Raw genomic sequence first — 25,477 nt, 5'->3', positions numbered from 1 at the left:
GGTGATTCCGCGGCAGGTTCGTGCCCCGGATCCTGACGGATCTGGTCGGTACATCTCCGTCCCACGGGCTCCGCTCCGCTCCGGTCCGGTCCGGTCCTCGAATGGTGACCCCGGGAGTCAGACCGCGCGATCAGGGGCGTCCCGTCGTCGTCCCACTGCGGCCATGCCAAGTGACCTCAGTGCAGCACGTGCCACTGAGGGCCTCGGCAAGTCGAGGCCGCCCACGTCCGATGGTGGCGGTACTCAACCCTGAAACCGCCTTCGGTGGTCATGGTTTGCCCCGCTCGTGTCTCGCCGGCGCGCGGTGCGTGCTTCGTGCTTCGTGCTTCGTGCGGCGGCGAGACCAACGGCATCGCGTTGGTGGCGAGTCGAGGTGATCGTGCCTGTTGACGTTCGCGGCCTGAGAGGGGCTCGGGGGCCGGGGCCTGGCATGACTGTGCCCGCTGCCCTGAGTTCACCGAGTGCGCGGTCACAGCCGGCGTCCGGGTACGTCGTCGCCCCGGGACTACCAGGGGAGTCGGGCGAGTGCGGTCTTTTCCGCCGTCGGGCCTGGGTGTGACGACGGTGTCGCGGGCGAGGTCGTGACCATGTGCCGGCCGAACCCTCCCGTGCCGCCGACGAGGTCGGGAGTACGCATGCGCGGCATCTTCGGACTGGAGTCGCCGACGGCGACCTCGCCCGCCCGTGCCGGGGCGGGTCGTCAGGCGCGGGCGGTAGGTTCCCCCGCAGTGTCGCAGGGCGTTGGTGACCAGCTCGGAGACGACCAGGACCACGGTGTCGGCGTGCTCCGTGTCGACGGCCGGCTGCCCGAGGGTTTCCAGAGAAACGACTGAGGGGGCAGCCGAGGGGCTGGTGTCGTCGCGCCAACTCCGAGGTGACCTCGTGAGGCCAACGTCGTTGAGTACCGCGACGATCAGCCGAGGCACTGCCACCAATGACAGTCCGTGGCGGTGAAGACGCGTCGATTTCCGGCGTGGGGAATCGATTCGTCACCTCGGTCATGATGTCTTGGGGGACCGGATGACGGTCCGAACGGGAGGTAGAGCGCCAGTGCCGGTCAAGCAGAACCCCACCATCAGGAGAATCAGGCTGGGTGCCGAGCTGCGCAGGCTTCGCATGGCTTGCGGCCTCACAGGTGTGCAGGTCGCAGATCAGTTGCTGATCTCCCAGCCCAAGATCAGCCTCATGGAGACGGGTCGTCGCGCCATCAGTCCCCGCGATGTGCGCGATCTTTGCCGCCTTTACGGAGTCGTGGACCACCAGGTCGTCGACGCGTTGATGCGGATGGCCGGGGAATCGGGGCGCCGGGGATGGTGGGTTGCCTACGGCGAGGTCCCCTACGCCGTCTACATCGGGTTGGAGACGGAGGCCTCCTCGATCCGCTCCTACGAGCCCCTGCTGATTCCCGGCCTTTTCCAGACCCCCGCCTATGCGGCGGCGGTCGTATCGGAAACGATTCCCCGGCCCACGTCCGAGCAGGCGAGCGCACGTCTTGAGGTACGGATGCGCCGTCAGCACCGGGCCCACCATCCCGCCCGCGCCCTGCGCCTGTGGGTCGTCCTGGACGAATCGGTACTGCAGCGTGTGGTCGGCGGTCCCGACACCATGCGCGAACAGCTCGAGCGTCTGAACCACCTCGGTGCGCAGCCGCACATCACCGTGCAGGTCCTCCCACACGACGCCGGAGCCCACCCGGGCGTGTCGGGGCAGTTCTCCCTCCTGCGTTTCACCGGTGAGCCGGGTGCGGGGACGGTGTACCTCGAACGGCTCACCAGCGACCTCTATCTGGAGAGGCAAGCCGACGTGCAGCGTTACGGCGTGATGTACGACCACCTACAGGCCCAGGCCCTCAGCCCGGAGGACACCGCGCACCTCATCACACACGCCATCAAGGTCCATGCCGGAAGGTCCGACGTACACTCGCCCGCGTGAGGAACGCCTCCCGGCCCGTGACCCGGGCTTGAGTGCGGTCTGCTCCTCAACCGCGGGAGGTCGTGGCCTCGGTGGTGGGGACAGACCCCTCTCGGTCGTCCGGCACGATCTGGTTTCGCGGACCGGGCATGCCAGGGTGTCGGCCCTGCGAGGGCACCGATGATGCGCCGGCCCCACGTTCGGCGGACGCTGGTCGCCACATGCCCGTCCGTCGGACCGCGCGCCGACACAGCCCGGGCAGGGAGGTGTAGAAGCGATCGGGGAGGAAGACGGCGTCCGCCACGATCATCGCTCCGGAGAAGAGCGGCAGTCCCATGATCACCGCGATGCCGATGTGCATGCCCAACAGCATGACCAGGACCGGGTACTTGAGCCTGCCGAAGAGTACGAACGGGAAAGCGACCTGGAGGAGCACCGTCGTGTAGGTGGCGATCGCGATCAGGATCGTGTGCTCGTCCGCGAAGTGGGAGAGCGTGGGCCAAGGTTGGAAGAGTTCGAGGTTCAGGACGTAGTGGAGGGCGGTCCCGCTGCCCCAGGACGCGCCCTGGACCTTGTACAGCCCGGCCGACCCGTACAGGAAACATACTTCCGCGGCCATGACGAAGAGGGCGCAGTTGTGCACGACCGTCATCGCGGTGCCGCGCGCCTCGCCCAGCTGAAGCAGGTACGGATGCTTCGTACGGCCGGCCGCACCGCCCGCGCGAGCCGCCTTCACGCGGTTCCTGCGCGCGTCCAGCGACCAGCGGCGACCGCACGCGGTGAGGGCGAGGTAGACGGCCATCAGCAGGATCAGGTTGTCGCCGCCGTCCGTCATGAAGATCGATCGCGCGTGGAACGACGTCACCACGACGGCGAACAGCACGGACACGGCGCGAGTTCGCCACCCCAGCATGAACAGCGCGGACGTGAGGAGAGCCATCACGTAGCAGAGTTCGAAGTAGGCGCGGCTGTCGGACAGGGCCAGGACGCTGCTCCAGCCCGTCTGGTCGAAGAGTTGACGCGCGAGCGTGGGCGTCCACGGGGAGGCGGGGCCCCAGATCTCGTGACGATGCGGGAACTCCCGCAGGAGGAACAGCAGATAGAGCAGCCCATAACCGGCCCGCAAGACGGACACGGCGTACAGGGACACCGGCCGGTCGGTGACGAGCGTGATGAGACGTTGCACCGTTCCTGAGGACTTGCGGCAGGTGCCGTCCTGGGAGGCCGCCGATGCGGGAGGGGACTGGGGGACGACGTGGTCATTTCCCATGGGAGGTCACCTTCCACCAGGGCAGGAGCCGCTCTTCGACGGGCTTCGGCGAGCGGCTGCCGGCCGGAGCGCCCTGCGCGGCGACGGGCAGCGTGAGAACGCGGAGCTGGATGAATTCGAAAGCGCCGGTGCGCCTGTGGGTGGCGACGCGGTCGGCGGCGATGTTCCGCAGGTACTCCTGCATCATCACGGCGCGATCCGAGTTCGCGGTGTCGTCGCCTCCATGCGTTTCCGTGTAGGAGGTCCAGGCGCGGCGCAGGAGATTCTGCGTCGTGTGGCTGGGGAAGACATTGTGCTCGACCGCGGAATTGTCCACGGCGGTCAGGTCGAACCAGGGGCTCACCTGAGCGGTACCGCCCGGGGTGGTGTGTGCGGTTCTCGCGAGAATCTGTCGGTTGACGGAGTCGGGATCCGGCGCGAACAGCCGCCAATTCTGCTCGAAAAGGGGATAGATCCAAGCGTTGATCTGTGGGCTGAACCGCTTTGAGACGGCATTGGGGGGAGCCACGTGGAGGAACAACAGAACCACGTGGGTCACCGTCGTCACCATGCACAGGACTACGAACGTACGGAGTACTGCCGCCAGTACACGGGTGTGCCGGGGTGGCCGGCACGGCACGACCGTTTCGTCGTGCTGCTCCTTCGCGGCCGGATCAGATCCGTCCTTCGGGAGTTCCTTCACGGCCGCTGACGCGATTCCGCTCGACACCGCCCCACCCTGCCTTTCTCGTATCGGCCGCTCGCATCCGCATCCGCATCCGCGTTCGCTGTCGGAGTCGGCGGCGGCGCACGGCGGATCCGATGAGGATTCCGCCGCGCGCCGCTGTCCGGTGAGCGGGCTTCGTACAGTCCGCTGACTAGCCCTCGAAGGCCTCGTGGTCGAAGTTCACGGGCGCGTCGCCGTAGCCGTGGTGCTCGCCGGGCTTACCGCCGTGGTCGTGCTCGCCGGGTCCCTCGCCGTGCTCGTGGTCGGGCTTGCCCGGTCCTTCGCCGTGCCACTGGTCGTGCTTACCGGGACCCTTGCCGGGCCCGTGCCCGTGGCCGTGTCCCGGCTTGCCGGGCTTGCCGCCGTTCCCGCCGGTGACGTTTCCTCCGGTGATGTTCCCGCCGGTGATGTTTCCGCCCGTGGTGTGTCCGCCGGTGGTGTTGCCCGCGGTGGCGGCTCCGGTGGTGTTGCCCGCGGTGTTCCCCGACGTGTTGCCGGAGATGTTCCCCGAGGTGCCTCCGGTCACGACGTTGGCGATGGGTCCGCCGAGGAGCCCGCCGCCCGTCGTCACGCCACCGAGAACGCCGCCGAGGACACCCGATGTCGCGCCGCTCGTGGTGCCGCCCGTGGTGCCGGCCGTGGTGCCCGTCGTCGTCCCGGTGGTCGTGCCCGTGGTCGTGCCCGTGGTCGTTCCGGTCGTCGTCCCCCCGGTGGTGCCGGTCGAGCACGACCCCAGGAAGATCCTGTTGGTGTCGAGGGTCACCGCGCCGTTGCGGGCCAGTGCCCGGCCTTCGATGTTCGTGCCCGTGGTGACGCTGATCGAGGTCAGCGCCATGATGGTGCCCACGAAGGTGGAGTTGGTGCCGAGGGTGGCGGAACTACCGATCTGCCAGTACACGTTGCACGGCGAGGCGCCGTTGGTGAGGAGCACCCGGCTGGAGGAAGCCGTGGTCAGCGCTTCGGGAATCTGGAACACCCAGACGGCGTTCGGGTTCCCTCCGGCGTCCAGGATCAGGTCACCGGTGAGACCGACGCCCGACACAGCCGTGTGGACACCGGGAAGAAGGGTGTTGCCCATCCCGATCCCCGCCGCCAGCGCGAAGTCCGTGGCCTGCCCGGCGGCGTTGTTGTACGCCACGACCAGGTCGCTCTTGGCCTGGAGGGCGGCGGCGTCCGCCGAGTGCACGGCACCGAGGACCAGACCCGGCGGGAATCCGCTGATCGCCGTACCCGGGTGCACTCCGAGGTCGTGGCTGATCACCGAGGGGCCCGTGTTCGTGATCTCCTCGCCTGCCAGAACCGAGTAGCTCGCCGCCGTGGCCAGCGGCACCGGGGTGGCGATCGCCAGTGCCATAGTCGGAGTGACGGCGACCATGACGGCGGCGACCGCCACCGCGATGCCCGACGCCAAGCCGCCGGACACGGCGCGGCGCCGAGCCGCTTGAAGAATTCTCAGTTTCATCGAGAGGCCATTTCCTTGAGGGGCCGTGGCGTGCCGGGCCCGACCGATTGCCCGGGAAGCCTGATGGACGAGACGGCATATTACGCAGTGAGTTGCGCGCAGCGGGGGCAAGGCCCGAATGGGAGGGCGTGCAGGGGGGTATGGGGTGTCGTCATGTGCGCGGGTAATACCTGAACTAACATTGATGGTCATCTTATTTGCGACCCCCTCTTGGGGTCGCAATTGCCCTACATGGGTTATTGCATGCCCTCCGGGCCGATAATCCGACCTCACCAGCGGATGCGAAGATTCCGCCATTCCGGCGATTTCATGAATGTCGATGCGCCTGCGAGTGTGGCGCGGAAGCCGCGTAACCCCGGTTGGCGGGGCCAGGACTTTCGCCGGTCGTCTGGCTTTCGCCAATGACGCGGGCCACAAGGGGCTCTGAGCGGCAGAGGTCGGCAGGCGCATCGGGCACGTTCCGTGATGTCGGTGAGGTCGACCGTGAGGCGGGCGCGCCGCGGAGCGGCCACGCTGCGCGCATCCGGCACACGGTGTTCGGCTGCCGTCAGATGGTTGCTCCGGACATCCGCACCTGCGCGATGCCTCCGTCTTCGTGGTCGAGTTCCACCGTCACCGAGGCCCCCGCCGCCGACGCCCGGGCGGGTGTGGGGCCGATGGGGCAAGGGACCGGTTTGGACGGGTCCGGGTGCCGGATCGGCCGGGGGCGCGCAGAGTGGGGCTTGAGGACGCACGGCCGCCGCCACGACGGCGGACGCGGCACAGGGCCCGGGCCGTGCCGGTGCAGCGCTCAGGCGCGGACGAGTGAGGATGCCCGATGGTCCAGCCGGCCCAGTCTCCCGAGCCCCCTGAAGACCACGTCATCGTATTGTTCGGCGCCACGGGCGACCTGGCCCGGCGCAAGCTGCTGCCCGGGCTGTTCCACCTTGCGCGAGCCGGGCTGATGCCGCGCCGCTACCGCGTCGTCGGTACCGCCCCGGCGGCGGAAGCACTCACCGATCAGGAGTTCCGCGCCCATGCGCGACAGGCCGTGGCGGAGTTCGGGCGTTCACGGCCCGAGGGGCCGGATTGGGAGACGTTCGCGGCCACCCTGTCCTTCGGCGCGGCCGACACGGGGGCGGCGGACCCCCTGATGGCAGCGGTGCGCGAGGCCGAGGCGGCTCTCGGGGGCAAGCCGCGCCGGCTCTTCCACCTCGCCGTGCCTCCCGTCGCGTTCACCTCGATGATCGATCTGCTGGGCACGACCGGGCTCGCCGAGGGTGGCCGGGTCATCGTGGAGAAGCCGTTCGGCACCGACCTGGCGTCCGCCCGCGCGCTGAACTCCGCCATCCACCGCGTCTTCGACGAGTCACGGGTGTTCCGGATCGACCACTTCCTCGGGAAGGAGGCCGTCGACAACGTCCTCGCGCTCCGCTTCGCCAACGGTCTCTTCGAGCCGCTGTGGAACCGTGAGCACATCAGCCACGTACAGATCGACGTGCCCGAGCACATCGACATTCAGGGCCGCGCCCGCTTCTTCGAGGGCACCGGAACGTTCCGCGACATGGTCGTCACCCACCTGTTCCAGCTGCTCGGGTTCGTCGCCATGGAACCGCCGGTCGCCCTGGAGGCGGACGCGCTCCGCGACGAGCAGGTCAAGGTCTTCCACAGCATGCGCGCCCTGGACCCCGCGCACGTCGTGCGCGGCCAGTACACCGGCTACCGCGACGAGCAGGGCGTGGATCCGGCATCGGACACCGAGACGTTCGTGGCGCTACGGGTCGAGATCGACAACTGGCGCTGGGCGGGGGTGCCCTTCCACCTGCGCACGGGAAAGGCCCTGGCCGAGGGCCGCCACGTGGTGACGCTCGGCCTGCGCGAGCCCGTCCTGCGCATGTTCCCGCTGGACGCGCGAGCCGCTGCCGACGGCCGGAGCAACGAGCTCGTCATCGACTTCGACGATCCGGGCTCCGTCACTGCCCGCCTCCTGATGAAGGAGCCGGGGCCGTCGATGCAGCTGGCCGAGGCCGACATGGTCTTCAACTACGGCACCTCGTTCGCCGCGCAGAACTCGCTGGAGGGGTACGAGCACCTCCTCCTGGAAGCCATGCACGGCAACCAGTCCCTGTTCACACGGTCCGACGGTGTCGAACGGCTCTGGGAGGTGGCCGCCCCGCTGCTCGACGCGCCACCACCAGTGGAACCGTACGCACCCGGCAGCTGGGGGCCGGACAGCATCGAGGCCCTCGTCGCTCCGTACCACTGGCACCTGCCCGACCGGCGGGCGGCGTCCTCGTAGTCCGGATCGCACGGTGCCGGGCGGGTCGGCCCGCCTCATCGCCCATCCCGCCCGGAGAGTGGCAGCCGTACCGTCTGGTGTTCGTTCAGTATCCGTATCGAAATCCGTATCGAAGGAGTCGGCTGTGTGCGGCCCGGGGGCTGATGCCGAGTCCATCCGCGATGTCCGCGACCGTCGTCCCGTCCTGCTCCAGGTGGTGGGCCGCGGTCCTGGCGATTCGTTCGACGGTGCGCTCCAGTGCGGCGGCCGCTCGCAGCGCGGCCAACGGTGCCTGATCGGCGAGGTCTTCCAGTTCGGTGTCGATGCGTTCCAGCAGTCCCTGCACGTGTGAGGGCAGGGGAACGGCCCGGGCCTGGATGGTCGCGATGTGGAGCTGCCAGTCGCCGAGCGGTCCGTCCGGATCCAGCAGGAACGGGGTCGGCAGCCCGTCACTGACCTTGGTCCAGTCGATCGGATACGGGTAGGAGCCGCGCCAGCCGCACGAGCAGCCCGCCTTGACGCTCTCGGCCCTCGGCGCACCGAGGGTGCCGTCGTAGTCCCACCAATCGGTGCTCGTGTGGACCTCGGACCCACTGCCGACATCGAAGACCAGCGGCGCCGGCTCATCCCCGTCCGGCAGGACGGCCGTGGGCCGGCCCTCGTGTTCGTCCGCGAACTCGCTGATCTGCCACATCGGTGAGCCTCCGAAACGCCGTCGCATTCGTCGTCGACAACGACCATGGCGTACACGGGCCGACTTGCGCGGCCGGATCGCGAAACCGGTCCTTGTCGGATCGGTGGGGAGTCCTGACCTTCGCGAGGCGCGAATCGTTCCTGCGGTGAATGTCGTCGGCTGTGTGGGTGAGCGCGGACCCGCTCCTCGTCCGGCGGGGATCAGGAGACCGGTAGAACGCGTGGGTCGTTTCGTCGTCCTGAAGGGTGTTCGTGATGAGCCGAGGCTTGATCGTCGTGGATGTGCAGAAGGACTTCTGCGAAGGAGGCAGTGTTCCCGTCGCGGGAGGCGCACGGATCGCCACCGCCATCGCCGAACTGGTGGAGCGGAGCGCGGACGGTGACTACCAGTACGTCGTGGCCACCCGGGACCACCACATCGACCCGGGAGGCCACTTCTCCTCGAACCCCGACTTCAAGGACAGCTTCCCCGTGCACTGTGTGGCCGGGGGCGAAGGCGGCGAGTTCCACCCGAACTTCGCCCCCACCGTCGCGGGCGGCAAGGTCGATGCCGTCTTCTTCAAAGGCGCCCACAGCGCGTCCAAGAGCGGCTTTGAAGGCACGGACGCCGAAGGGACCTCCCTCGCGGACTGGCTGCGCGCCCGCGGGGTGAAGAACGTCGACGTGGTGGGCATCGCGACCGACCACTGCGTGCGCGCCACCGCCCTGGACGCCGCCGCGGCGGGATTCGGCACCCGAGTACGCCTGGACTACTCGGTCGGCGTCGCCCCCGACACCGTCGCCTCCACCCTCGGTGACTTCCGCCGGGCAGGCATCGCGGTGTCAGGCGAGGTGCCCGTGTCGGGTTAGTCCTGGGGCTTCAGTGGGCTCCGGCGGGTAGCCGGAGCGCGTCCGCGCTCGACCACCGGAGCCAGACGGGCTTGTTGACGCCCCCACTGGGCAAGCCCGAGTTCGATACCGGACGTCAACGACGAGCTCAGGGCCGGTCCTCCCGGGGGCGGACGCGTCCGACCACGTGATTCCGATGTCCTGGGCGGATCGGAGCGCGGCCAGTACACCTCCGCTGATCTCTGTGTGGTCGAGCCTCCGGGGACCATTTCGGTCGCGCCGGGCGAGGGCGCCTGGTCGCTTCGCTCGCGAGGGGTGGTTCAGCGTCGGGTGCGCCAGGTGCCGTAGAGGGCGGCTACGGCGCTGATGACTCCGGCGAAGCCGGTGTCTCCGACGGCGAGGTAGATGCCCGCGCAGGTGGCCAGGAGGGCGATCAGCACGACGCTGTCGCCGTTGCCGTACCGGTTCGCTTCGCGGGGTGCAGACGGCTCCTGTCGCACGGGTACCGGGGCAGGTTCGGGTACGGGTTCGGGTGTCTGGGGTGTTGCTTCGGAGTGCGTCATGTCTCAAGGAGAGCGGCACTCGCGGCGGATTCCCAGTGATCCGTACGGGCCCGCATGGACCCGGACGACACCGGTCACCGCCTACGGGTTTCCGCGCTGACCCGGACGCTGCCGAGCGTTCGGCATCGTTCGGCGGATTCCGCGTACGTACGGCGCCGGGCCCTCTAGCGTTGGTTTCCGGACAAGGGGGGTGATCCGGTGACACCTGAAGATGCCGGGATCGAGCCGCACGACACAGCCGCCATCACCGCGTTCGAGGACGCGCTGCACGAGTTCACCGAGGAGCTGAACCGGCTCCACATCGTCCACGGTGCGCCGACCTACGCGACCGTGGCCGGTGCCTCGGTGAGACCGAGGCTGACCAAAGCCGGACTCAACGAGCTGCTGGCCGGGAAGCGGTTCACCTCCCTGGAGGCGCTCCTCGAATTCGTCCGGGTGGTCACCACCCCGCGGGACATGGAACCGGCCGCCGCTGCCGGATTCCGGGCCGACCCGGCAACCGTGGACGACTGGCGACGCCGCTGGCAGGACGTGAAGCTGCTCCAGCGCCAGGCCCAGCCCGGGAGCAAGCGTCTGCGCGCCACCGTGCGGCAGACCCTGGACGACGCCTCGCAGGAAGCCGAAACCCTCCGCGGGGATGCCCGCGCCGAAGCCGACCGCATTCGGGCGAGCGCGGAAACCGAAGCCGAACAACTACGTGCTCGGGCCCGGCAGGACGCCGACGAACTTCTGCACCGAGCCCGGCAGGAAGCCACCGGGGATCACGGATCACCAGACGCGAGCGAGGGAAGCCCGAACGGCCGGGCGGCCGGCGCCGGCTCCAACGGGCGGTCATGGAGGGCGCGCAGAGTCCATCTCCTGCGCCCGGCGTTGCGTCCGGTGGCCGCGGCGACCGCAGTGGCCGCCCTGACTCTTGCCGCGATCCTGGCGGGGGACTCCTTCACCGGGCCCTCGGACGGCTGCAAGACGGGACGGACCCAAGCCGCCGAGCAGCTCGTCCGCCGAGCCGCACCACCCGGAGGCGTCATGGCCGCGCAAGCCGGAGGCACCATGGCCGTACAGGGCGGCGGCACCATGCGACTGTCGGCATTCGCCCACAAGCCGGAAGCCTTCATCCCCGGCCCCATCGCGCCCCTCCGGGGCTTCCCCGGACCCTCCGTCAGTACCTCACTGGACCCCTCCCCGGCCCCCTCGCCGGACCCCTCGCCGGTACGGAGCATCTCACCGACTCCGAGCCCCGAGCCCACACCATCTCCCTCACCCACACCGTCCCCCTCACCGACACCAACAGTCCCCGGCAAGCCCGACCCCTGCGCTCCGCTGGCACGTGGCCGATAGCCGCGACGAACGGCATCTGTGGCCCCAACTCCCTTATGGGGAGGCATGCTCAAGGAGGGCGGCTTGTTCGTGTGCAGGGTGGGACGCGTACGGGAGGAGGTCGAGCGTCGGCAACAGACGACCGACTGGAGCCCGTCGGAGGCGATGACCGTCAGCACCGCGCTCGTGCTGTGTACGACGAACGGGCGAGCTGCCGAGGGCGGCGGCCCGAACAGGGCAGCCACTGGTCCGTTTCCCGTTCCCGTCACCGCCGAGAGAGCTGCGCAGTCACGGCCTCTGCCCCTGCCGGATGGCAGGAGCAGAGGTCACTGAACAGTCCGGCCCCTGGTTCGATCCGGACACCCGTGAGGCTCAGTGCCAGGACGTCACGCCGGACTTGTCCCAGCCCTCGTTGGGATGTTTGAAGCCGGCTCGAATCTGCACCCCATCGGGCCAGTAGTACATGTTCCCGAAGTTCTGGCCCTGAATGTCGTTCACCGTGCAGTACCCGAGCACGTGCTCGATGGTGCCGTTGGGGCCCTTGCGGTCTATCCAGGCCTCGTAGCCGTAGCACCCGCCGGCGACGTTGACGCGCGCCCACGCGTACCACTTTCCGTCCTTCTTGCCAGATCGGAGCTCAACCGACCCACACGGCTTGTCGAGGGCTCGGTCGTCGGTCATCACCTTGTCCCACGAAACGGGACCGGGATCCTTGTCGTCGCATGCGTACCCGCCACTGCACGGCAGACCCGCGGCCGATGAGACACCGGCAAGAGGGGCGAGGACCATCGTGAAAGCTGCTGCCACGACGGAGAGTTTCTTGATCAAGGCTTCTCCTTCTGCTGTGTACCGACTGGCCGACCGGAATCGCCAACGAGCGGATCGCCGGGGCACGGACATGCGAGGGCGTCCTGTTTCCGGGACAACTCGGCTCCTGTTGGGTGCTCCGTGCGCCCGACGAACCATTCGGGGGCTCACACGGGTCGACCGCCCCCACCCCCGAGCCCGCACCCCTCCTCGTATGGCCTGAGGCACTTGGTGACACTCGAATTCTCCCGCCGAACGCCACACGAGGTCATTGGCGTACAGCGCACGCATGGTTGTCGCTCAGCGCAGAGCCAACGGGCTGCCGGGCGCCTACCGCCCCGGACGGTCGGTGCCGGGCCGCTCCGGTGAACGCCGGGAACGCGCGGATCAGGCGATCACCTCGCCGGGGCCGAGGCCGGGATCAAGTCTTCCCTCCCGCGAACGGTGATGCGTCTGCCGACCGACACTCGCCTCTTACGCGCCTTCGGTTTCGTCGTCGTCGATGGGAGCCGTATCGGAGTCGATGGGAGCCCTATCAGATCGCGCGGCGGAGCGCGGCCTGCTCATCGTGCAGGCGGCCGCCGCCGATTGGGGGCGCGGTCGAATCTCCGCCGGCGGACCGTAGCCGCCGAGCTGCACCCGCCGCACATAACAACCGTTCGCCGGCGCATTGTTGGGGCAACCTTCCGATTCGTACACGCGGGGGAGGGGCTTCGGTGACGTTCGATGAGGAATGGGCAGCTGCCAAGCAGAGTGCCGCTGCGGCGGGCCGAAGCCCGACGCTGGGCGCGCCGACTCCATGCCGTCTACGGACTGGTGATCCTGGGGATCGTCACCCCCTTCGTCGCCGGCGAAGCCCCCGCCGAGCGCCTGGTGGATTTCGAGGTCCACTACGCGAGCACGCCGCTCATCCGCGAGATGATCCTGCTCTATCTCACGGCTCACATCGTGGCATCCATCATGGCCACGGTCGTGCGGACACCTTGTGGGGAGTCATCAAGGGACCGGCAGGCCCGGCCCTCGGTGAACCGCCACTCACCGAAGCCGAGCGCGCCTACTGCCACCCGCGCGCCGCCACCGTCCCAAACCAGCCCGGCGCATAGCCACCCCCACCTCCACCCCCACCTCCACAGTGGGGATGCGGATATCCGAATGCCGGCATCCAGGCGGCCGGGCCGCCCTCGTTTCCCGCGCAGAGACGAATCCCCGCTCGCAGCAGCGCGCCCAACCGTCAGTACGCATGCGCTCCACGCAGGATCCGGGGCCGCGCCCGTCAACTCCTCAGTCCGATGTGCCGCGCCTGCCGGCATCGGCCTGCCGCCATTCCTCGGCCGCCTGGATCATGCTCCGGCCGACATGCTCGAAGAAGTGGCCGAGGTCCCGCATCCGGGTGCCGGCGGGTGTCGCGGCGCCGAGGACCTCGGCGCCGCGAAGGGCGAAGTCGGCGAGCGTGGTGTTCTGCCGTGCGCCGGCCATCCAGCCGCGGAACCAGGCGTCGGCGTCGATGACGTACACATCGCGTCGGCGGCCGGTGTCGCGTTCGCGCCTGATGAGTTCCTGCTGTTCGAGTTCGCCCACGGCCTTGGAGACGGAGGCGGGGCTGACCCGGAGGCGCTGAGCGAGCTCGGTGGCGGTCAGGCTGCCGCCATCGGTGACGTACAGGCACGTCAGTACGCGGGCGGTCATCCGGGGCAGCCCCGTGCCGACCATCATCGCCGTGAACTGTCCCTCCAGTTCGAGGACGGCCTCCGGGTCGCGTCCGTGTGCGCCGCTCTCGGCCGGTGAGGGGGGCGGGGCCGGGACCTGGTTGCGTCGACGGGCCCGCCCTGCGGTCGCGCGATGCGCCGCGTCGGCCCGGTAGGCGGCAGGGCCGCCGTTGCGGGCCACCTCTCGGGTGACGGTGGAGATGGGCCTGTCCAGGCGGCCGGCGATGTCGGTGTAGGTGAGTCCTTCCCTGAGTCCCTCCGCGATCTCCCGTCGCTCTTCGTGGGTCAGTCTGCCTCCGGGCATCGGCGTCGCCTCCGTGTCAGGTCCGAGTGTGCGGCCAGTATTGCGTTCGCGGTCAGGTCATTGCAAATGTTCCGAGAGGGGATTTGCCTTCACCTTCACTGTCATTGCAAGAGTTTTGCTCAACGACCTGCATTAATGCCGAACGTGCCGGCTTATTGATTGACGAAAGAGTGAAAGCAATTTAGCTTTCAGTGATCCACGAACGAGCGGTGCAAGCCGGGCAGGCCCCGTACGAGGGCTGCTCGTCGCCCTGATCGGAGCTCTCATGACCACCTTCCTCACCCCCGTTCGTACCTGGAACCGTGCGCTGGTGGTCTGTGCCGCCCTCATGCTCGGCCTGGTACTCATCTCGGGCGTCGGCACCGTCGTCGACGGACGGATGCTGCTGGATGAGTCGGTGTGGGTGAAGCCGCTCAAGTTCGCCTTCGCCTTCGGCCTGTACGCCGCCACGCTGGCCTGGCTGTTGACCAAGCTGACCAGGGGCAGACGACTGGGACGGTGGCTGGGTACCGTCTTCGCGGTCGCCGCCATGGTCGAAGTGGGTGCCATCACCGTCCAGGCGGCGCGCGGAACCTTCAGCCACTTCAACGCGGATCAGACCGACCCGGTCACCCTGGCCCTGGTCCCCCTCCTCACCTTCGGCGTGATGGTCATCGTCATCGCCCAGTTGGTCCTCGCCATCGTCGTCGCGATCCAGCTCACCGGGGGAGCGGCGCTGAACCGCGCCATCCGCTCCGGTGTCGCACTCGCCACCTTCGGCATGGTCGTGCCGGTCTTCTGGATGGTCACCGAGATCCACTCCCGTACGGTGACCGACGCCAACGGCCACTCCGTGCGGATGTACCAGGGCCACGGCATCGGAGACCCGGACGGCCACGGCATGCCCCTCACGAACTGGAGTGTGACCGGCGGCGACTTCCGGGTACCGCACTTCTTCGCCCTGCACGGCATCCAGGTGCTCCTCCTGATCACCGCGGTACTGGCCGCACTCGCCGCCGAGCACGTCTGGCTGCGCGACGAGAGGGTGCGGGCCCGCCTGGTCGGCAGTGCCGCCCTCGGCTACACGGGCCTGGTCGCGGTGGTGACCTGGCAGGCCTGGCGCGGACAGTCCCTGATCCACCCGGATTCCGCCACCCTCCTCGCCCTTGCCGCGGTGCTGGTCCTCGCGGTGGCGACCACCGCAAGGGTCATCGCCACCGCCAAGCGCGCCACCGCCAAGCGCGCCACGTCGGAGCGCACCACGTCCGGGCCTTCCACCGTCGAACCGGCCGAAGACCTCGAGCCCTCGTGCTGACGCCGCCGCCCCACCCCGACGATCCGAACTCCTGAAAGGAAACCGACATGACCACGCCCTTCTCCAACGAGACGACCACGACCGCGCAGAGTGCACCGACAGCCCCCGCGACGATCCCGGACCGCTCCGCGATGCAGTGCGCCCTGAACCACGCCGTGACCCGGGGCGGCGCTCCCGGCATGGTCGTAGAGGTCCGTGACGACCGCGGCAGGTGGTTCGGTTCGGCGGGCGTCTCCGACACCGGGACCGGGCGCGAACGCCGGCCTTCCGAGCGGTTCCGGATCGGGAGCACGACGAAGGCGTTCACCGCCGCGCTGGTCCTGCGACTGGCGGCCGAAGGCAAGCTGGGCCTTGACGACACGATGGAGCGGTGGCTGCCCGGGCTGGTGGCGGGCAACGGCCATGACGGCCGTGCGATCACCATCCGGCAGTTGCTCAACCACACCAGCGGCATCCTCAACTACGGCAACGACCCGGAGTTCTTCAAAAGGGGCATCGGCGCGGCCTGGTTCCAGCACCGCTACGACACCTACGCCCCCGAGCGGCTGATCAGGATCGGCCTGGCCACCCCGCCGGCCTTCGCCCCGGGAGACGCCTTCCTCTACTCCAACACCAACTACTTCCTGGCCGCCCTGATCGTCGAGAAGGCCACAGGCGGGACGTTCGCGCAGGCGCTCACCCAGTGGATCGTCCAGCCCTTGAAGCTGACCGGGACCTACCTGCCCGGCGCGGAACCGACGATCCGAGGGCCGCACCCGCGGCACTACTCCACGCTCTTCTCCTCCGACGCCCAGCCCGAGGTCCATGACGCGACCGAGATGAACCAGTCCTTCGCTTGGGCGGCAGGCGGCATCATCTCGACCACCGGCGACCTCCAGCGCTTCTTCGGCGCCCTCCTCAGAGGCCGGCTGCTGCCCGCCGAGCAGCAGCAGGACATGTTCACCACCGTCGACACCACAGGACCCGTCCCGTGGATCCCGAGTACCCGATACGGACTGGGCGTGTTCGCCCAGACACTGCCGACCGGGGTCACGGTCTGGGGCAACGCGGGCGCGACGTACGGCTCATGGACCTACGCCGTGGGAACCCGTGACGGCGGGCACCTGCTCGCGAGCCAGGTCAACGGCGACTGGAGCGGCCTCGGCGTCTTCGACGGCATCCTCACCACCGAGTTCGGCGCGGCTGCCGAAAGAGCGAGTTCTCCAAGGACGCACGGGGCAGGCGGAGACACACGGCATGCGGGTCGGTGACCGCCCCGAGCAAATCCGATGGCACCGGCAGCCCTCCGGCGACAAGACTGCGCCGGTGAACACCCAGCCACCACCGCCGGACCCACTCCTCCAGCCGGTACGGGCCCCCGTGCCACCGTGGAACACGTCCTCGCCGAGCGTCGTGCCACCCTCGTCCCGGCCGGGGCCATCGACATGGTGCGTGCGGCCTTCGATGCCGTCAACCCGCTCCTTCACCCACCGTTCGCGGCAGAGGCGCCGGCCGCCGACGTCGGCGGGGCGCAGCCCGAAGGCGCATGATCGCTTCCGGTCAGACTCAGCAGTGGGGGTGGTGTGACATGGGCGAGTGGCGAACCGATCCGACGTTCGCGATGTGCCGGGCGTTGGTGGACGGGGCGGAACCGTCCTCCTTCGCGGGCGGGCCGTTCGACGTGCGGGCGGTGATGACCGCCATCCGGGCCGAGGTCAAGGACGGATTCCTGCTCGACGAAGTCCCCTGGGAGCGCTTCCCACAGGGGAATCGTGTCAGGGAGGCCGTTCACCTGCTCCACACCGAGGGCTCCCTTCGCGCCGGAACGGGCGTTGTGGACGGCATGTGCGCCAACGACACGCGGGCCGCCGCCGTTCTCGCCGTACCGTTCCTGATCAGGATCGCCGCCGACACCGGCCACCCCCATCGTGCCGACGCGCTCGCCGAGGTCTCCTGCCCGGCCCGCGCCCGCTACTTCGGCGTTGCCTCCCGCGAAGAACTGCTGCTTCACCGCGCCGACACCCAGGACGGTGATCTGTACGACGATTACGGCGTCGAGGTGACCGGCTACCCTGCCGGCTGGTCGGTCGCCGCCGCCCGGGCCGCGATCACCGCCGACACCGCTCTCCTGCAGCCCCTTCTCGGCGACCCCGACCCGTCGATGCGTATCGACGCCGCCTACACACTGGCCACGGCCACTGACCCAGACCGAGCGGTCCGCTCCGCCTTCCGCACCCGGCTCGCCGCCGAGCAGGACCCGATCGTCAGCGCCGCCCTGGTCCTCGCCACCGCCGAAGCCACCCGCGCCCACCCCCACGCGCCGACCACCGCGTGGATGCGAGAGCGGTGGCGGGACCGTACACAAGCGCCCGAGGTCCGGTTGGCCGCCGCGATCGGCTGGCTCTGCCTCACCGACGAACCCGCCCCCGACGACCTGCGCGCCGCCGTCGACCACCTCGCCACGGACGAACGCGCCCACGCCATGAACGACCTGCCATGGATGGCCGTCATCGGCGGATCCGGCGAGACGGGACTGCGGCACTGCGTCCGAAAGTTGCTCCACCCCGGCCGGTCCGATCCTGATGACGACCCGTGGGCCCCGCGCCACTGACGGCAGGAGCCGTCCACCAGGTGCCCCGGCTGCTGCCCGTGCCTCGCCCACCGTCGCGCGACGAAGGCCGGTGCCCGCAGGTTCCAAGTCCCCGACCGGGCTCTCCGCGGACCGGGACCACGCTCATTCCACGCAGTGCTCTGCCACCTGGGCACGCCGATCCGAGCGTGATCTCTCGCCTCACGTCCGGCCTCGAATGGGCGTCGCGGGCTGAAAGGATCGCCGGTCAGGCGGCCGTCTGGCGCCGGGGCGTCTTCCGCGTCTTCACCCCGCCGACGATGAGCGCCAGCCCCAGGGCGACGATGCCGAGGTATGCGGCGGGCGGAAGGTCGACGACCTTGTGCATCCAGCCCCACTCCGTGCCGAAGAAGGTTTGCGAGGCGAAGCTGACAAGCCCCTGGGCTCCCACGACGTAGCCGATGCTTTCGACGGTGTATCCGATGGTTGTTCGCACGGATCCACCCTCTCGCGGCGGTGCCGCGAGATCGTCCTCCGCAGGGCCGAAAACGCGGTAGTCCAAAGGACGCAGTGGCGTGCGGAGAGCACCGGAAAGACACCCCGCCGCGGCAGGCGAAGCAATCGACAGCAGAAGGCTCGAAGACCACGCCCTCGTACACCCGGCGCCGCCGGCGGCACTGCCCGCACCCTTACTGAAGTTGGATGGGCGGCGACCGTACTCCCTGGCGCGACACCGAGTGGACCTGCCGGCCCTACGTCGCCCTTGCCCGCAGGGGGGTGGTGAGCGGGGCGGGTACGCCGAGGGCGAGCAGCGCGGTGTCGTCGTCGAGTCCGTCCCCGAAGCCGGCGAGGAGTCCGGTCAGGGCGGTGATCAGAGCCTGCGGGCCGGCTGCGGGCCGGGCCGTTGTGAAGGCGCGCAGGGCGTCCTCGCCGTACAGGGCGCGATCGGGTCCGATGCGGGCCTCGGTGAGGCCGTCGGTGTAGAGGAGCAGGGTGTCGCCGGGCCGCAGTTCGGTGTGGGCCGGCGTGAACCGGACGCGGGGCAGGACGCCGATGAGCATGCCGCCGGGGGTGTGGAGGTAGTCGGCGGTTCCGTCGGCGCGCTGGATCAGCGCGGAGGGGTGTCCGCCTGAGGCCAGGCGCACATCGACGCGGTCACGGCCGGCGTGCAGGATCCCGAAGACGGCGGTGCAGTAGCGGGGGTCGCCATTGCTGTACCGCTCGTGGAGCACGGTGTTCAAAGTGGTCAGCACGTTGACCGGTTCGGGATCGTGCAGGGCTGCCGCGCGCAGGGTGTAGCGGGTCAGGGAGGTGACCGCGGCGGCTTGGGGGCCCTTGCCGCACACGTCGCCGAGGAAGAACGCCCACCGGCCGGCGTCGATGGGGAACAGGTCGTAGAAGTCTCCGCCGAGCAGGTCGGGGGAGGCGGTGTGGTAGTAGGACGCGGCTTCCAGTCCCGGAATGGTGGGGAGGGCGGCGGGCAACAGGTTCTGCTGGAGGACGGCGAGGGCCTCCTGGAGGCGTTCGCGGTCGGCCTCCGCCTGCCGGCGTGCCTCCTCCGCCTCGCGGCGCGCCTCCTCGGCTGCCTGGCGGCCGCGCAGCAACTCCACCTCGTAGGCGCGGCGATCACGGGCGTCGAAGACCGTGGTGCGGATCAGCAGGGGCTCCCCGCCGGTACTGGTCTTCACCTTCGAGGTGACCAGCACCGGCATCCGCTGCTTGCCGGCAGCCTTGATGTCCAGGGCGATGCCGTTGATCTCGCCCTTCATCCCCAACATCGGGGCGAAGTGCGTCTCGTGGTACAGCTTGCCGCCCACCGTGAGGAGATCGGTGAACCGCATCCGCCCCACCACGGCGGAGCGCTCCAGGCCCAGCCAACCCAACAGCGTGGCATTGATCTTCGCGATGGTGCCGTCCATCAGGGTCGACAGGTACCCGCACGGCGCCTGCTCGTACAGTTCCTCCGCACTGTCCTCCAACAGGGAGGTGAACACCGCGTCCGTCGCGGCGACGTTCGGCTCTCCGTCGGGCTCCCGGTCCTCGTCGACGCGGCACATCATCGGCGAACCCCGACGAACTCGATGATCGCCTCGGCGGTGGCTTCCGGCGCGCTCAGTTGCGGACAGTGTCCTGTCGCCTTCAGCGTGACCAGGCGGCTGTCGGGGATCGCCGCGTGAACGTAGGCGCCGACCTCGCGGGGAGCGATCACGTCCTGCTCGCATTCCAGGACCAGAGTCGGCACCGTGACTGTCTTCAGGTCCTCACGGCTGTCGGAGAGAAATGTCGTGCGGGCGAAGACTCGCGCCATGTCCGGATCGGTCGCGCAGAACGACGTCGTCAGCTCCTGACCGAGCTCCGGGCGGTCGCCGTTGCCCATGATCACCGGCGCCATCGCCGCCGACCAGCCCAGATAGTTGGACTCCAGGGACTCCAGCAGCTCGTCGATGTCGTCGGCGTCGAACCCGCCCCGGTATCCGTCCTCGTCGATGTAGCGGGGCGAGGGGGCGACCATCACCAGACGGGAGAACCGTTCCGGCGCGTTCGCGGCAGCGAGGACCCCGACCATGGCACTGACCGAATGCCCCACGAAGATCGCGTCCCGCAGGTCCAGTTCCTCACAGACCTCCAACACGTCCAAGGCGTAGCCCTCCAGCGAGCTGTAGCGCTGCTCGCTCCATGCCGCGGGCGTCGAGCGGCCTGACCCCACGTAGTCGAAGAGCACAACCCGGAAGTCCTCGGCCAGCGCGGGGACGATCAGGCGCCACATGTTCTGGTCGCAGCCGAACCCGTGCGCCAGCAGGAGCACCGGCCCGTCCGCGCGGCCCGTGACGGTGACGTTGTTCCTGCGACGGATATCCATCCCGTCAGTCTCGCACCCCCCGCCGGCCCGGGGCAGGTCTGCCGCCGCAGCGAGTGGTCGGGGCGCTCCAGGGCCCCGACCGGGTGTCTCCTCACTTGCTCTGGAAGATGCCTCCGGGTTCCCCCGCCTTGCGGCCACGCTCGTCGGGGGGTGATCTCCGTTGAGCAAGGTCGCGGGGTCGGTCGTCGGAGGGCGGGAGGAGCGGCCGCCGGCGCCGGTCGCGGAGCCGAGGCCTTGAGACCATCGGCCCGAGGGTGGGGTGACAGCGCGAGGCGTGGCCGCGGCACGGTAACGTCGGCGCCGGCAGAACCCACCCGGTCCTGTCTGACGTGGCAGCGCGAGGTGCGGCCGCGGCACGGTGAAAGTCCGTGCCCAGTCCGCCCAGCGGTGCCCACTCTGGGCGGAATGACGTCCTCGCGGGGCGATGCTGCTGTCTCCCCAAGGAGATGGAGCCCCCGTCATGGTTCAGACGCCGCGTGCGGCGATCACGCTCGGCATCGTGATCGCCGCGTTTCTCGCCCTCGTGGTCGCCGTGGCGACCACGGTCCTGTCGTGGCTGGCCGGCAACCGATGGCCGGTCGCGGTGCTGCACGGCGGCGCCGCCTTCGGCGGCACTCTCACGCTCGGCACACTGCTGATCGCCCTGTACCAGTCCGGCTGACCGTGGGTCCGCATCACGGCCACAGCCTGCTCACGTCCGCCAGCGCCCGGCACACCTCCGTCGCCGCGGCGGCGCCACCCACCGTGGCGATCAGTGGCGCCAGGTTCCCCAGGTCTTCGAGGAGTTCACGGCGGGACCGGCGGGAGCCGGCGGTCATGAGAGCTGTCCACTCTGCCTCCGCCGCATATCCCGACAACCCCGACGCGGCACCGGCCAACCGCACAAGGCACGTGGCGCGGTCACGGGGATCGGTCACGGCCGCTGCCTCGATCAGGCCCCGAGAGACGAGATCCGGGCGCAGTGCGAGCGGCGCCGACTCCGCCAGCGCCGCGAACGCTGCCGCGCGCGTGGCGGCGTTCCACTGCCCGTCGATCCCGTCCAGGAGCCGCCGTACGAACTCGTCCGGCGGCTCCTGGACCCACGGCAGCAGCCGTGCCGTCGACACCAGGTGGCCGTAGTCGGTGAGGCCCGGGCGGCCGAGCACGGTGTGGACGATCATGTCGAGCGACTCCTGCCTTTCCTCGGCCCCGAGGTGAGGCAGGAGGGCCACGGTCGCCTCGGCCCGCAGGCCGCTCGCGCGCAACCTGCCGGCCACCGCATTCGCATCGCGGACGGCCTCGGGGGCGCCGCGCACCAGCTCGGCCAGGATTCCCGGGATGTGTCGCCCGTCCTCGTACGTGCCATCAGCCGCTTTCCTCAAGAGGCGCAGGGCGTGCCGGACCGCCCACCGGCCGGTCCGTTGCGGCAGTACGGGTATCAGGACGGCCAGGCACCGTGCCGTCTCCACCGGATCGGGAGCCTGGACCAAGCTGGTCGCAGCCATCCTCAGCACCGACACGGTGGACCGCGGTCCGGGCGCGCGGCGGGCCAGTTCCGCCGTGCCCTGGACCTTGGGCACACCCATGCGGCAGAGGCCGAGGAACCGCCGAGCCTGTGGGAGGAGACCGGCCGGCAGGCGCGGGATCAGTGCCGCGCACGCTGTGGCCATGAGTGGCGGCAGCGGCTCCGGGCCGCCGGGCTCGGGGTCTCTCACCCACGTGTCATGGGCGAACGAACGAACGGCCTCCCATGCCGTCGCCGCCTGGCTCGGGTCGAGATGCTCCGCGAGGACCGTCACTACACGGCACGTGGCCTCCGGGTCGGCCGCGCTCATGGCCACGACCCGGTCCAGCACCAGAGCGGTGTATGCGGGGCGTTCCTCGACCTCCACGTGGGGGAGGAGATGGGCGACGGCCATGGAGGTCGCGTCGCTGTCGCCACGCGCCTCCAAGAGCCGGGCGGCACGTGCCAGGGCCCCGTTCGGCAGGCCCCCGGCTATGTCGGACAGGGCGCGCAGCCTGATGTCGTGTTCCAACAAGTGAGCGCCCTGCGTGGCTTCGAGACGGGCGAGCACGTCCAGCGCCTCCTTCTCGTCCCGGACTCCGCGCGCCACCGTGGCCCGCAGAAGCAGGCCGATGCCACGCACCTCCATGTCGAGCGCCCCCTCGCGCCGCATCAGCCGAGCGGCCACCCAGGACACCACATGCCGAGCGAACGCCCTGAAGGACTTCGGCAGTCCGCCGAGCACGAGGGGCAGGACGTCCTGCCAGTCGGTGCAGGCCATATCGGGAAACCGGTCGTAGGGGAACGCGTCCCGGAAGCGGTCCGGTGCGGCCATGGCGCAGGCGACCGCCGCCACTCGCACCTGTCGCCGCGGCACCACGGCACTGGCCGAGGCAGTGACAGAGAGAGGGAGAAAGGCCCGCTCGTTCCGGCGCCCTCCCAGGAAGTCCAGGCTGAACCCGAGTACAAGACCGGCGAGCGTGGCCGGTACGAACCGGCCGACGGCGATCCGGTGCGACCACAAAGCCACCGTGCGTTCGAAGACCGACGCGCCGCCGACGCGCGGCACGCGGTGACGGGTCGCGGCGAATGCGCACAGCCGTTCCCTGGCAGGGCCGTCGGTGTGATCGACGAGTACCAGAAGGGCGGCGGCGAGCACCGGAGAGGCGTCCGGTACGGCTGCCCGGAGCAGCCGCGGAAGCACCGCGGCGCGGCGCTCGGGCGCCAGCACCGGATACAGCAGGGCCCAGGCCGTGAGCCGTTCATCCTCGCTGAACACCGCTGTCCGGCCGATCAGCGTCTGCGCCTCTCGCACGTGAGCCGGTGCCAGACCGGCGGCGTACCTGAGCAGATGGGCCAGCCGCTCGCGGTCCGCCCCCGGTTCCGGGCGGGGCAGCATGTGCTCGACCAGCTCTTCCCGCGCCTGGGTGCTCAGGAGCGGCAGAGCGACGGAGACGGCCCGAAGTCCCGACGGGCCATCCGACGCGCACAGCGCGGCGGCCTCGTGCAGGTCCTCGGCGAGCGCGTGATCGCGCGGGAGGCTCCTCACCAACTCGGCCAGTCGCAGGACGCGCACCCGCGGTTCGATGATCTGGGCCACCGCCAGGCGGGCCCGCTCGGAGTTCCACACGCCGCGCTCGAGCAGCCGAGGCAGCAGCCCCGGAGGGAAGTCGATGAGAGAGCCGGGCAGCGAGGCCAGGACCAACGCGTACCGCGCCCTGGCCCCCACCGCGGCCCGCTTCTGGCCCGGGCGGGACGCGGCCAGGGCGGTGCGCAGTGCCACCGGCAGTGCCGAGGCGCGCTCGTCCCGCTCCAGCCGCTCCAGCAGAGACATTCGCGGGCCGGTCCCGTCGTCGGTGGTCTGCCGGAGCATCCGTACGAGCGCGCTGTGGTCGACACGCTTGCCGGAACGCAGTTCGAGGGCACTCAACAGTTGTTCGGTGTGGAGCCGGTCGAACTGGTTGCTCACTCGTCGTCCCATTCAACGGCGTCGTCGACGAAGTCGAGCAGCCGCTTCTCCACCGCGTCGATCCCCGCCGTGGTGGAGAGGAAGTCGAGGAACGACTTGTGGTAGATGCGATACACGGGGTGTCCGTCGGCTCTGGGCCGGCCCCGGTTGAGGAACTCCTGCCATGTCGCCACCGCCGTGCGGACCGGATGGAGGGGCAGGCTCAAGGTCTGGGCGATGATCTCGGCCGTTGTCTGGTGCAGGATGGCGAACCCCAGAATCACCGGTCGGTGCACCTCGTCGAAAAGCTCCGGGTCCGCCGCGCGCATCGTCACCCAGTGCCGCCGGTAGTACTCGCGCAGCCCGAGCGGCAGGTCGTCGATGTCTCCCCGCCAGAGCAATTCACCGCCGGCGATCTCCGGCAGGACGCGGACCGCGTACAGGAAGTTGCCTTCGCTGCGCTCCAGGAACTGCTTCGCGAAGTCGTGGCTCTTCTGCCCGGCGGACGCCAGGACGTCCGCCAGGCGTTCCGCATTGTCCTCGATGAACGTCTCCACGTAGAGCAGCAGGTCCGCCTGGTTGGCTTCGTCGTCGTCCCCGATCTCCATGTGTCGGATCCGGTCCGCGTCGAGTTCATAGGCGTTGCGACCCCGCGAGGTGACGACGACGTAGACGTTGTCGGGCAGTTGGCGGGGCAGCGCCAGCCGGTTGATCCCCGGTCTCCCGTCGTCCGCCGCCTCGTCGATGGCGTCCACCACGATGACGAGCGGGGTGTCCTGGCACGCGGCCGCCGTGCCCAGCAGGCCCAGCAGGAAGAGGCCGTCCCGACCGGCGCGCGGAGGCAGCGACGTGTGGTCCAGGTGATACCGGACGATCAGCTGAGCGCAGACATTGCGTAGGAACGCCTCGGTCGTGGACGCACCGGAGGCGGCGACGTTGAAGTGGTGCAGCCACTTGCGGCGGCGCACCAGCTCCGCCATCAGCGACGTCTTGCCGATGCCGGGTTCACCGGTGATCAGGATGTAGCCGGACGGCAGGGCGGTGTCCTCGATCGCGGCCTCGACGGCGTCGATGTACCGATTTCGGCCGACGAACCCGCGGGCCAGGGGTTCGACGATCCCGTACGCGAAATCGGCGACCAGCAGATCGTCCGCCAGGCCGGCCGGTGGCGTGGCGAACTCGGACCAGACCGGCGAGCCGGGCGATACCGGTGCGACGCCGTCCACCTGACGCAGGGCCGCCTCGCGCAACTCCTCGAGCGGCCCGACGTCGGCGCCGGTGACGTCCGCGATGCGCTCCAGCGTGCGCAAGGCCGGGACCTTGCGATCCTTCCGGTCGGCTCCCAGCCGGGCATTGAGGGCGGCGGAGAGGGTATTGCGGCTTATGCCTGCCCTGTCGGCCACCACTCTGACCTGATAGCGGTCTCCGAACGTGCCGGCCACGAGGGCGCGCAGCCTTCGCGACAGCGCTGCGAGTTGATCGGGCTCCTCCGCCATACCGCTTCCCGTCGGCTCGTCGGC

21 protein-coding genes and 1 pseudogene are annotated in these 25,477 nt (G+C 69.6%); 9 read left to right on the top strand and 13 right to left on the bottom strand.

Going from position 1 to position 25,477, the window contains the following annotated elements:
- Positions 1–533: 533 nt before the first annotated feature.
- A pseudogene (locus OHA84_RS02665) lies at positions 534–806 on the bottom strand (ATP-binding protein); the annotation flags it as partial.
- Positions 807–1,050: 244 nt separating this feature from the next.
- Between OHA84_RS02665 and OHA84_RS02660 the strand changes: the two are divergent.
- A complete protein-coding gene (locus OHA84_RS02660; protein ID WP_351913109.1) occupies positions 1,051–1,932 on the top strand; it encodes a helix-turn-helix transcriptional regulator in 882 nt (293 codons plus the stop codon).
- Between the two features lie 46 nt (positions 1,933–1,978).
- Here OHA84_RS02660 and OHA84_RS02655 read toward each other — a convergent pair whose 3' ends face one another.
- The 3 genes from OHA84_RS02655 to OHA84_RS02645 form a co-directional block, all read right to left on the bottom strand.
- Positions 1,979–3,181: an HTTM domain-containing protein gene (locus OHA84_RS02655; protein WP_266973678.1), complete on the bottom strand. Its 1,203-nt coding sequence runs from the start codon at positions 3,179–3,181 to the stop codon at positions 1,979–1,981.
- Positions 3,171–3,890: a DUF5819 family protein gene (locus OHA84_RS02650; RefSeq protein ID WP_371591310.1), complete on the bottom strand. Its 720-nt coding sequence runs from the start codon at positions 3,888–3,890 to the stop codon at positions 3,171–3,173. The genes OHA84_RS02655 and OHA84_RS02650 overlap by 11 nt, the downstream gene beginning before the upstream one ends.
- Before the next feature lie 148 nt (positions 3,891–4,038).
- Positions 4,039–5,349 carry an ice-binding family protein gene (locus tag OHA84_RS02645; protein WP_266973680.1) on the bottom strand — a complete coding sequence of 437 codons (1,311 nt, stop codon included), beginning with the start codon at positions 5,347–5,349 and terminating at the stop codon, positions 4,039–4,041.
- Between the two features lie 817 nt (positions 5,350–6,166).
- On the opposite strand from OHA84_RS02645, the gene zwf reads away from it, so the two are divergent.
- Positions 6,167–7,627, top strand: a complete 1,461-nt coding sequence (zwf, locus tag OHA84_RS02640) for a glucose-6-phosphate dehydrogenase (RefSeq protein ID WP_266973682.1) — start codon at positions 6,167–6,169, stop codon at positions 7,625–7,627.
- Between the two features lie 85 nt (positions 7,628–7,712).
- Here zwf and OHA84_RS02635 read toward each other — a convergent pair whose 3' ends face one another.
- Complete coding sequence (locus OHA84_RS02635) at positions 7,713–8,300, bottom strand: hypothetical protein (protein ID WP_266973684.1); 588 nt, start codon at positions 8,298–8,300, stop codon at positions 7,713–7,715.
- Between the two features lie 254 nt (positions 8,301–8,554).
- Between OHA84_RS02635 and OHA84_RS02630 the strand changes: the two genes are divergently transcribed.
- Positions 8,555–9,148 carry an isochorismatase family protein gene (locus OHA84_RS02630; protein ID WP_053675492.1) on the top strand — a complete coding sequence of 198 codons (594 nt, stop codon included), beginning with the start codon at positions 8,555–8,557 and terminating at the stop codon, positions 9,146–9,148.
- A gap of 299 nt (positions 9,149–9,447) precedes the next feature.
- Here OHA84_RS02630 and OHA84_RS02625 read toward each other — a convergent pair whose 3' ends face one another.
- Positions 9,448–9,690 carry a hypothetical protein gene (locus OHA84_RS02625; protein WP_266973687.1) on the bottom strand — a complete coding sequence of 81 codons (243 nt, stop codon included), beginning with the start codon at positions 9,688–9,690 and terminating at the stop codon, positions 9,448–9,450.
- Positions 9,691–9,888: 198 nt separating this feature from the next.
- Here OHA84_RS02625 and OHA84_RS02620 point away from each other — a divergent pair, with 198 nt between their 5' ends.
- Complete coding sequence (locus OHA84_RS02620; protein WP_266973689.1) at positions 9,889–11,028, top strand: DivIVA domain-containing protein; 1,140 nt, start codon at positions 9,889–9,891, stop codon at positions 11,026–11,028.
- 351 nt (positions 11,029–11,379) lie between these two features.
- Here the strand turns inward: OHA84_RS02620 and OHA84_RS02615 are convergent, their stop codons facing one another.
- Together OHA84_RS02615 and OHA84_RS02610 are read right to left on the bottom strand one after the other, a co-directional pair.
- Positions 11,380–11,835, bottom strand: a complete 456-nt coding sequence (locus tag OHA84_RS02615) for a hypothetical protein (protein WP_266973691.1) — start codon at positions 11,833–11,835, stop codon at positions 11,380–11,382.
- Positions 11,836–13,095: 1,260 nt separating this feature from the next.
- Entirely contained in the window at positions 13,096–13,824 is a 729-nt protein-coding gene (locus OHA84_RS02610; protein ID WP_266973693.1) for a GbsR/MarR family transcriptional regulator, read from the bottom strand.
- Positions 13,825–14,089: 265 nt separating this feature from the next.
- Here OHA84_RS02610 and OHA84_RS02605 point away from each other — a divergent pair, with 265 nt between their 5' ends.
- From OHA84_RS02605 to OHA84_RS02590, 4 genes are all read left to right on the top strand, one after another.
- Positions 14,090–15,118, top strand: coding sequence for a hypothetical protein (locus OHA84_RS02605; protein ID WP_266973695.1), 1,029 nt, complete (start codon positions 14,090–14,092; stop codon positions 15,116–15,118).
- Positions 15,119–15,165: 47 nt separating this feature from the next.
- Positions 15,166–16,368, top strand: coding sequence for a serine hydrolase (locus OHA84_RS02600; protein WP_266973697.1), 1,203 nt, complete (start codon positions 15,166–15,168; stop codon positions 16,366–16,368).
- A gap of 117 nt (positions 16,369–16,485) precedes the next feature.
- Positions 16,486–16,647: a hypothetical protein gene (locus OHA84_RS02595; RefSeq protein ID WP_266973699.1), complete on the top strand. Its 162-nt coding sequence runs from the start codon at positions 16,486–16,488 to the stop codon at positions 16,645–16,647.
- Positions 16,648–16,685: 38 nt separating this feature from the next.
- Positions 16,686–17,708 carry a hypothetical protein gene (locus OHA84_RS02590; protein ID WP_266973701.1) on the top strand — a complete coding sequence of 341 codons (1,023 nt, stop codon included), beginning with the start codon at positions 16,686–16,688 and terminating at the stop codon, positions 17,706–17,708.
- A 226-nt stretch (positions 17,709–17,934) separates the two neighbouring features.
- Here the strand turns inward: OHA84_RS02590 and OHA84_RS02585 are convergent, their stop codons facing one another.
- The 3 genes from OHA84_RS02585 to OHA84_RS02575 form a co-directional block, all read right to left on the bottom strand.
- Entirely contained in the window at positions 17,935–18,162 is a 228-nt protein-coding gene (locus OHA84_RS02585; protein ID WP_053683798.1) for a hypothetical protein, read from the bottom strand.
- Positions 18,163–18,418: 256 nt separating this feature from the next.
- Complete coding sequence (locus OHA84_RS02580) at positions 18,419–19,726, bottom strand: PP2C family protein-serine/threonine phosphatase (protein WP_266973704.1); 1,308 nt, start codon at positions 19,724–19,726, stop codon at positions 18,419–18,421.
- Positions 19,723–20,526, bottom strand: a complete 804-nt coding sequence (locus OHA84_RS02575) for an alpha/beta fold hydrolase (RefSeq protein ID WP_266973706.1) — start codon at positions 20,524–20,526, stop codon at positions 19,723–19,725. The genes OHA84_RS02580 and OHA84_RS02575 overlap by 4 nt, the downstream gene beginning before the upstream one ends.
- Positions 20,527–20,986: 460 nt before the next feature.
- Here OHA84_RS02575 and OHA84_RS02570 point away from each other — a divergent pair, with 460 nt between their 5' ends.
- Positions 20,987–21,187, top strand: a complete 201-nt coding sequence (locus tag OHA84_RS02570) for a hypothetical protein (protein WP_053683806.1) — start codon at positions 20,987–20,989, stop codon at positions 21,185–21,187.
- 13 nt (positions 21,188–21,200) lie between these two features.
- On the opposite strand, the gene OHA84_RS02565 is transcribed toward OHA84_RS02570, so the two are convergent.
- The gene (locus tag OHA84_RS02565; protein WP_266973708.1) at positions 21,201–23,978 is read right to left on the bottom strand and encodes a hypothetical protein; all 2,778 of its coding nucleotides are present in this window, start codon (positions 23,976–23,978) and stop codon (positions 21,201–21,203) included.
- Positions 23,975–25,453: an ATP-binding protein gene (locus tag OHA84_RS02560; RefSeq protein ID WP_266973709.1), complete on the bottom strand. Its 1,479-nt coding sequence runs from the start codon at positions 25,451–25,453 to the stop codon at positions 23,975–23,977. The genes OHA84_RS02565 and OHA84_RS02560 overlap by 4 nt, the downstream gene beginning before the upstream one ends.
- Positions 25,454–25,477: the final 24 nt, after the last annotated feature.

This window comes from Streptomyces sp. NBC_00513 (genome assembly GCF_041431415.1).
Lineage (GTDB): Bacteria > Actinomycetota > Actinomycetes > Streptomycetales > Streptomycetaceae > Streptomyces.
This window is presented reverse-complemented; position numbering and strand designations above follow the sequence as displayed.

Coding starts and splice junctions, on each gene's coding strand:
- OHA84_RS02605 (WP_266973695.1), top strand. CDS start 14,090: ATGACCACCTTCCTCACCCCCGTTCGTACCTGGAACCGTGCGCTGGTG.
- OHA84_RS02590 (WP_266973701.1), top strand. CDS start 16,686: ATGGGCGAGTGGCGAACCGATCCGACGTTCGCGATGTGCCGGGCGTTG.
- OHA84_RS02575 (WP_266973706.1), bottom strand. CDS start 20,526: ATGGATATCCGTCGCAGGAACAACGTCACCGTCACGGGCCGCGCGGAC.
- OHA84_RS02655 (WP_266973678.1), bottom strand. CDS start 3,181: ATGGGAAATGACCACGTCGTCCCCCAGTCCCCTCCCGCATCGGCGGCC.
- OHA84_RS02580 (WP_266973704.1), bottom strand. CDS start 19,726: ATGATGTGCCGCGTCGACGAGGACCGGGAGCCCGACGGAGAGCCGAAC.
- OHA84_RS02560 (WP_266973709.1), bottom strand. CDS start 25,453: ATGGCGGAGGAGCCCGATCAACTCGCAGCGCTGTCGCGAAGGCTGCGC.
- OHA84_RS02635 (WP_266973684.1), bottom strand. CDS start 8,300: ATGTGGCAGATCAGCGAGTTCGCGGACGAACACGAGGGCCGGCCCACG.
- OHA84_RS02645 (WP_266973680.1), bottom strand. CDS start 5,349: ATGAAACTGAGAATTCTTCAAGCGGCTCGGCGCCGCGCCGTGTCCGGC.
- OHA84_RS02625 (WP_266973687.1), bottom strand. CDS start 9,690: ATGACGCACTCCGAAGCAACACCCCAGACACCCGAACCCGTACCCGAA.
- OHA84_RS02610 (WP_266973693.1), bottom strand. CDS start 13,824: ATGCCCGGAGGCAGACTGACCCACGAAGAGCGACGGGAGATCGCGGAG.
- OHA84_RS02570 (WP_053683806.1), top strand. CDS start 20,987: ATGGTTCAGACGCCGCGTGCGGCGATCACGCTCGGCATCGTGATCGCC.
- OHA84_RS02600 (WP_266973697.1), top strand. CDS start 15,166: ATGACCACGCCCTTCTCCAACGAGACGACCACGACCGCGCAGAGTGCA.
- OHA84_RS02630 (WP_053675492.1), top strand. CDS start 8,555: ATGAGCCGAGGCTTGATCGTCGTGGATGTGCAGAAGGACTTCTGCGAA.
- zwf (WP_266973682.1), top strand. CDS start 6,167: ATGGTCCAGCCGGCCCAGTCTCCCGAGCCCCCTGAAGACCACGTCATC.